This window comes from Dyadobacter sp. (genome assembly GCF_051859145.1).
GTDB lineage: Bacteria > Bacteroidota > Bacteroidia > Cytophagales > Spirosomataceae > Dyadobacter.
The window spans coordinates 1-1,831 of sequence record NZ_JBHYGF010000518.1 but is presented as its reverse complement, the minus strand read 5'-3'; the positions used below and the strand labels follow the sequence as shown (position 1 = coordinate 1,831).

General features: G+C 48.7%; 3 protein-coding genes. 1 reads left to right on the top strand and 2 read right to left on the bottom strand.

The features are described 5' to 3' along the window. Together ACTIE6_RS23170 and ACTIE6_RS23165 are read right to left on the bottom strand one after the other, a co-directional pair. Positions 1-227: tetratricopeptide repeat protein (locus ACTIE6_RS23170; protein ID WP_439558894.1), on the bottom strand; the 227-nt coding region annotated here is incomplete at its 3' end. Further along, the gene (locus ACTIE6_RS23165) at positions 227-853 is read right to left on the bottom strand and encodes a 7-carboxy-7-deazaguanine synthase QueE (protein WP_439558893.1); all 627 of its coding nucleotides are present in this window, start codon (positions 851-853) and stop codon (positions 227-229) included. The genes ACTIE6_RS23170 and ACTIE6_RS23165, both read right to left, overlap by 1 nt. Before the next feature lie 106 nt (positions 854-959). Here ACTIE6_RS23165 and mnmE point away from each other — a divergent pair. Further along, positions 960-1,831, top strand: an 872-nt coding sequence (mnmE, locus tag ACTIE6_RS23160; RefSeq protein WP_439558892.1) for a tRNA uridine-5-carboxymethylaminomethyl(34) synthesis GTPase MnmE, incomplete at its 3' end; no start/stop codon positions are given.

Sequence of the window (1,831 nt, the reverse complement as noted above, 5' to 3'; positions counted from 1 at the left end):
AACTCGTAAATCTGTGCGAGCCTTAAATGGGTATCGTAACTTTGGGGATTTTCCTGAAGTACTTTTTCAAACAGTATAATTGCCTCGCCAAGCTGGCGCTGCTGCCACGCTTTTTGCGCCTTTTCATAATTTTCCCTTCCTTTTTTGGATAAAGCAGCCTCTTGCGCCACTACTTTGAAAAATCCTGAAAGACTTAGAATTAAGATGAAAAAGACTGCCCGGCGCATTATGGAATGTTCATAAACTTGTGAGTTTGTAACGACATTTTCCATTTGGGATTGTCTTTGATATAGTCAATCATCAAAGGCAGCATGATATCGTGCTTACTCCATTCCGGCTGCATCAGCAGCGTGCAGTTTTCGTTGACAAGCGCGGCGTGCTGTTCTGCAAAATCAAGATCACTTTTGTTGTAAATGATCGCTTTGAGCTCATTGGCATTTTGGTAAATGTCGGGGTGCGGGGTTTTGAATTTTTTGGGTGAAAAACAAACCCAGTCCCAGTGTCCGGAAAACGGATAAACGCCGGACGTTTCAATGTTGGTTTTAAATCCTGCTTCCTGCAAAGCGCTGGTAAGTGCATCCAGGTTGTACATCAGAGGTTCACCTCCGGTAATCACTGCCAGTCGGCCGGGATATCGTAATGCACCTTCTACAATTGAATCAATGGAATATTTCGGGTGGATATTGGCGTCCCACGATTCTTTCACGTCGCACCAGTGACAGCCCACTTCGCAGCCGCCGAGGCGGATGAAATAAGCGGCCCGGCCACTGTGCTGCCCCTCGCCCTGTAAAGTATAAAACGCTTCCATCACCGGAAGTGCTTTTGTGTAGATTGGTAAAGTTTCGGTTAACATGCCGCAAAGATACGAAAATCGAAATTGCCGGCTTCCATAATCACCCGGCGCGGCATTCGTCCGCCTGATCTTTGCCCGGTCGTGGATTTAGTCACATATTTGCAGGATGGATACTGTACCAATTCACCAGCAGGAAGTTATTTGCGCGTTGGCGACCGCCTCGGGAGTAGGGGCGATCGCGGTTATAAGAGTGTCGGGATCAGGCTGCATCGAGATGGTGGGTCGGATATTTAGAGGTAAAAAGCTGACCGAAGTCGCTTCACATACCGTGCATTTCGGCACGATCCGCGCAAACGGAGAGATCGTCGACGAAGTACTTGCGACAGTCTTTAAAAGTCCCAAGTCGTTTACAAAAGAAGATTCCGTGGAGATTTCTTGCCATGGTTCAAGCTATATTATCGGTCAGATCTTGCGTTCGCTTATCATGGAAGGCGCCCGCATTGCTTCGCCGGGTGAATTTACCCAGCGCGCATTTCTGAACGGACAATTTGACCTGGTGCAAGCCGAAGCAGTCGCAGACTTGATCGCGGCCGATTCGAAAGCCAGCCATAAAACCGCATTAAACCAACTGCGCGGCGGATTTTCGAAAAAACTCACCGCATTACGCACCGAGCTGATCCATTTCGCCTCGATGATCGAGCTGGAACTCGATTTCGGAGAGGAAGATGTGGAATTTGCGCAAAGGGACGACCTGCGTGCATTGATTTTAAGGCTGTTAGAAAGCATTGAGCCGCTGATCAGGTCTTTCGATTATGGGAATGCAATTAAAGAAGGTATCCCGGTTGCCATCATCGGCTCGCCGAATGTGGGCAAATCCACGCTCCTCAATGCACTTTTGAACGAAGAAAAAGCCATCGTCACCAGCATCGCCGGCACCACGCGCGACGTGATCGAGGATACCATGGTGCTGGAAGGTCTGAAATTCCGCTTCATCGACACCGCCGGAATACGTCAAACTACGGATGTAGTAGAATCCAT

Coding starts and splice junctions, on each gene's coding strand:
- ACTIE6_RS23165 (WP_439558893.1), bottom strand. CDS start 853: ATGTTAACCGAAACTTTACCAATCTACACAAAAGCACTTCCGGTGATG.